The sequence below is a fragment of the Blautia sp. HCP3S3_D9 genome, assembly GCF_052063845.1.
Lineage (GTDB): Bacteria > Bacillota > Clostridia > Lachnospirales > Lachnospiraceae > Blautia_A.
On the sequence record NZ_JBQHWS010000193.1, the window covers coordinates 1 to 4,392 of the forward strand.

The 4,392-nt window shown below is 41.1% G+C and carries 3 protein-coding genes and 1 rRNA gene; all 4 read right to left on the reverse strand.

Going from position 1 to position 4,392, the window contains the following annotated elements; translation table 11 throughout:
- On the reverse strand, positions 1 to 1,559 hold a 1,559-nt coding region (locus ACTNES_RS19570; protein ID WP_441040456.1), incomplete at its 3' end, for a M56 family metallopeptidase.
- 3 nt (positions 1,560 to 1,562) lie between these two features.
- Complete coding sequence (locus ACTNES_RS19575) at positions 1,563 to 1,832, reverse strand: BlaI/MecI/CopY family transcriptional regulator (RefSeq protein ID WP_291805940.1); 270 nt, start codon at positions 1,830 to 1,832, stop codon at positions 1,563 to 1,565.
- A 162-nt stretch (positions 1,833 to 1,994) separates the two neighbouring features.
- Positions 1,995 to 3,992 carry a right-handed parallel beta-helix repeat-containing protein gene (locus tag ACTNES_RS19580; RefSeq protein ID WP_441040457.1) on the reverse strand — a complete coding sequence of 666 codons (1,998 nt, stop codon included), beginning with the start codon at positions 3,990 to 3,992 and terminating at the stop codon, positions 1,995 to 1,997.
- A 308-nt stretch (positions 3,993 to 4,300) separates the two neighbouring features.
- Positions 4,301 to 4,392, reverse strand: a 23S ribosomal RNA gene (locus ACTNES_RS19585); the annotation flags it as partial.

The following is a 4,392-nucleotide window of genomic DNA, read 5'->3' on the forward strand; positions in this document are numbered from 1 at the left end:
GAATACAACACCCTTTCAATTTCAAATGTACTGCCGCCACTTCCTCGTAATGTCAATGATGATGTATTAATAACCGTTTTATTTGTAGTATCATCTCCAGGGGTTCCATTATTATCTGTATCCGAATAACCACCTCCCGAATTATCCGGATCAGGATTCTGACCGTCAGAATTTTCCTCTGTCTCATCAGAAGAATTCACTCCTGTCTGATCCTGATTTCCTTCCTGATCTGCAACATCACCCTGTCCTGAATTCTCTGCCAAACCATCACTGTTTGAATTCTCCAGTTTATCTCCCTTTCCTGCCAGCTGCTGCTCATCGGAAGTTCCATGTGATGCCACCATATCAACCAATTCTCGCTTCTTAGCATCTTCTCCGGAATCCTGTCCTGATGAATCTCCGTCTTTTTGTGCCTGCTGCTGTGTATTCTGTGCCCCGGAAATTGTTTCTCCTGAAAAGCCAAATGCCAGATTTCCTCCGACTAGCACCATCGCCAAGATCACTCCCGGAAGAACATTTTTCCGAAGTTTCTTCATATTCAGCATATACAGAATCCTGTCTTTAAAAACCATACTGCTGTCATTCAGGCTTGCCGTTACATAAGGCACCTGATCATCTATGGCAACTGTTCTCAACAGAAGTTTCCGATACAGTTTACGTTCTGCCCTGCTGCAGACACGGACAACTTCCGCATCGCAAAGATTCTCGATATCCTTATCAGCCTCCCACAACATAAACAGCAATGCCGGATTAAACCAGTACACAGATGCACAGATTCTCAGAAGCATCTTATACCACAAATCCCTATGTAAATAATGCGTCAGCTCATGATGATAAACCAGCTTCAATTCTTTCGCAGAATAGCTAACTGCCGGAAGATATAATTTTGTTCTAAATAATCCCGCCAGAAGCGGCGTACTGAGTCCTGCATTCTGCATCAGTTCAGGTCTTCTCCGAATCCCTTTCTGTTCACACACATCCCGATACATTTTCCATTTCATCAGATTATTCACCGGAAGACTCATCCGTTTCAGGCTTCTCATGGAAAAGCAATATGCACATATCTCTGCCAGTAACTTTATAACCGCCCCTGCCAGCCACACGATCATAAAAATCTTTGCAGCCAGCGGTACGATATGTCTTCCAGACAATGATGCAGATGCTGAGTCAGACTGCACTTCATCTTTCAATACTGCACCTGTGGATGCTTTGCCCGTCACAGCCGTATCCTGCATTTTTGAATCTGCAGTACTGCTATCCTCTGAATTTACCTTAGAAGAATTTACATTCGCAGAATCTGCATCTGCCGAAATTATTCTCTTTGCAGTTATCTTTTCATTCCCACTGCTCTCAATCCCCGGCACTTTGAAATTTATAAGGGAAAAATTCGATGGAAGCCGCGCAGGAACCAGCAGACTCATTGCAACAGCCAGCCAGACCACATACTTCCATCTCGCTGTAAATCTGTTTTTTAACAAAACAGATAAACCCAGCACAAGAAAAATAACAACTGCGGAAATAATATTAAGCTTCAAAATATGTAATGCAAATTCCGCCATCACTTATTCCTCCTTCTCATCCAACTCCTTCAGAAAATCACTGAGATCCTGTATTTCTTCTGAACTTATCTTCTTTCCCTGATAAAGAGAAGTCACAAACTTCTTAAGAGAATTCCCGTAAAGTTTCTCCAATACACTCTTACTTTCATTTGCCTGATAATCTTCCTGAGATACCAGAGGAGTATACAGATTCATCTTTCCCTGCTTCTCTACAGAAACGAAATTCTTATTCTCTAATCGGGTCAGCAGTGACAAGATCGTAGTCGGAGCCAGCTGTTTTTTCTACAAATGTAGTAATATATAAATTTTTTCATTTAAAGACAAACAATCAAAAAAACGTCAAAAAAGACCAGCTGACATCCAGCTGGCCTTCTCTATTTCCTTAATTTAAGTCAAACGGATAAAATCATCCGCTTCGCTCCTTACTTGATTCGGTTAAAAAGCACAAATATTGACATTTTTCTCAGCATCTTCTTTCGCTGCAAAAGGTCCAGGAATCACCTTAGCACCTCTGTGTCCACCAAAGTAATCAGCGTCAAATGTTATCGGTGTTCCATCCGGATTTTCGAAGAATTCTTCCGGCTCAAAAGCTTTTCCTAAAACTTCTGTATTGATCATACGTCCGGAGAAATCTCCAAGAATCTCGTAAATATTTGTATCCAGAATATATTTTCCGTCTTTCTCTGTTAATTCTACCTTCACATTCTCAGAAGAAACGAGTCCATTTTTCTCATGTTTCCATGCCTTTGCACCATTAAGGTAAACATTTCCCTCACTCCATACCGGTAAATGGTCAAAGTGAACCGGCTCCAGTTTCTTCATATCTGCAGGTTTTGTAAAATCAAACTGTGAGATCCATTCATCATAAGTTGGATACTCATCGAACATCCAGGTTCCAACTTTTCTGTTCTCAGAATCAAATCCATCATCAGAATCATGCATTATGATAAAATCTTCTGAAGGCCATTTCTGAACAAAAATATTGTTATAGAAACGGTCATCTCCATGAAGTATTGTCATAAATCCTCTGACCTCTGTACGATGAGGCATATGATAAGGTGTATAACGCCATCCGGTTCCATCACCTACACAGGTTAAAGCACCGCAGATCAAGTTATGTACCATAGCAACACCCTGAGTAGCAAAACGCAGGCTGGCGTCTGACAGAAGGATATTGTTATCAATAAGAGTCGGTCCATGACCTACTTCAACAAAGATATCCTGGCACATCATACCGCCTTTCAACTGTTTTGCAAATGCCGGTCGCTGATTATCATGAAGCAAGTTCTGAGTGAGTCGTGTACCCTGAGCTTCCCAGTCGCACCAGATTCCCATTGTACAATGATGAATATGATTTCTTCTCATAATAACATCAATTGCAGCATGCATCTTAATTCCGGCAATCTCTGCACCCCCCAGTTCCATCATATTGTTGATATGATGAATATGGTTGTCCTCAATAATACTGAATACACCGCCCATACGGCCGATAATACCACCCTGCTCGCAGTGATGGATATTGTTTCGACGGATAATGTGGCTTCCTACTTTTTCTTTAAGCCAGCCATGATACTGTCCGCGGCATACTGCATCTCTTTCCATCTGAGTTGGACTCTTCACATATTTATTTGTAAAATAATGATCGTTTTCTGCATCATAATATTTTCCAAGAGAAATACCTGCACATTTGCTGTTAGAAATTTCGCAATCCTCAATGATCCATCCTTTGCTCCAGTGAGGTCCGATCATACCATCCTGATAAGCTGCAGGCGGAGCCCAGGTAGTTGCTGCTTTTGTAACTACGAAGCCACTGACTGTGATATATCCCACACCGGTTTTGGATGGCATAAAACACTCACGGCGTACGTTTATCTCTACATTTTCTTTATTTGGATCTGCTCCATGGAAATTCGCATAAATGACTGTCTCGTCTTTCTCCTGGTCCTGTTCTGTATACCATTTATAAGTAGACTCTTCCGGAACCCAGCTGCACTCATAAACCTCAGCTTTGATGCATTCCTCTACACTTCCAGCTTCATAAAGAGCACGGTCATTAAGATATACACATCCTGTGTGTTTGTCAGCTTTGGCAAAATACCAGTCACCATAAACCATAGTTGTATATGGATTATAGCTGCCAAAAAGACTGTTCGCTACACGGCATACCCATACATCTTCTTTATAAGGAACCCATGTCTGAATACGTTCTGCACCAGTGATAACTGCACCGAGAGGCTCTACGCTCCTGTAAGTAATTCTCGCATCTTCTGTACCGGTATGAATCGGATCTACATATTCCCGGTAAACTCCAGGCGCTACCAGAACTTCATCCCCCGGCTGTGCAATTTTTGCCGCATCATTGATATGACGAAATGGCATCTGCTCTGTACCATTTCCGTCATGACCAGCTTTTCCATTTACATAAATCTTCATGAAAAACCCTCCCATATATGTTTTTAAATAAATTAGATTCTATAAACTTTGCTACTAATTTTAAAGTGCTTTTTTCTGCAATACAATATATTTTTAATCCCACTTTCTATAATTTTCTGTAATGCAATTATATAATTTTCTACATTCTTCTAACGGCAGGATTTCTTCGCATATTTGCAGTCAATATAACAGACTTTCTTTTATTTTTGCGCACAAAAAAACCAGCTAACTACTAGCTGGTTTCTACTATATCTTCAAAACTACATACATGCTGACATTTCCCTGAAAATCATTACTTCCTGCGATTCTTGGTCAAGCCCTCACCCGATTAGTAACAGTCAGCTCCATGCATTACTGCACTTCCACCTCTGCCCTATCTACCTCGTCGTCTTCAAGGGGG

What these genes read in the sequence shown, in the direction of transcription:
- ACTNES_RS19580 (WP_441040457.1), bottom strand. Translation starts at nt 3,992, where the DNA reads ATGAAGATTTATGTAAATGGAAAAGCTGGTCATGACGGAAATGGTACA.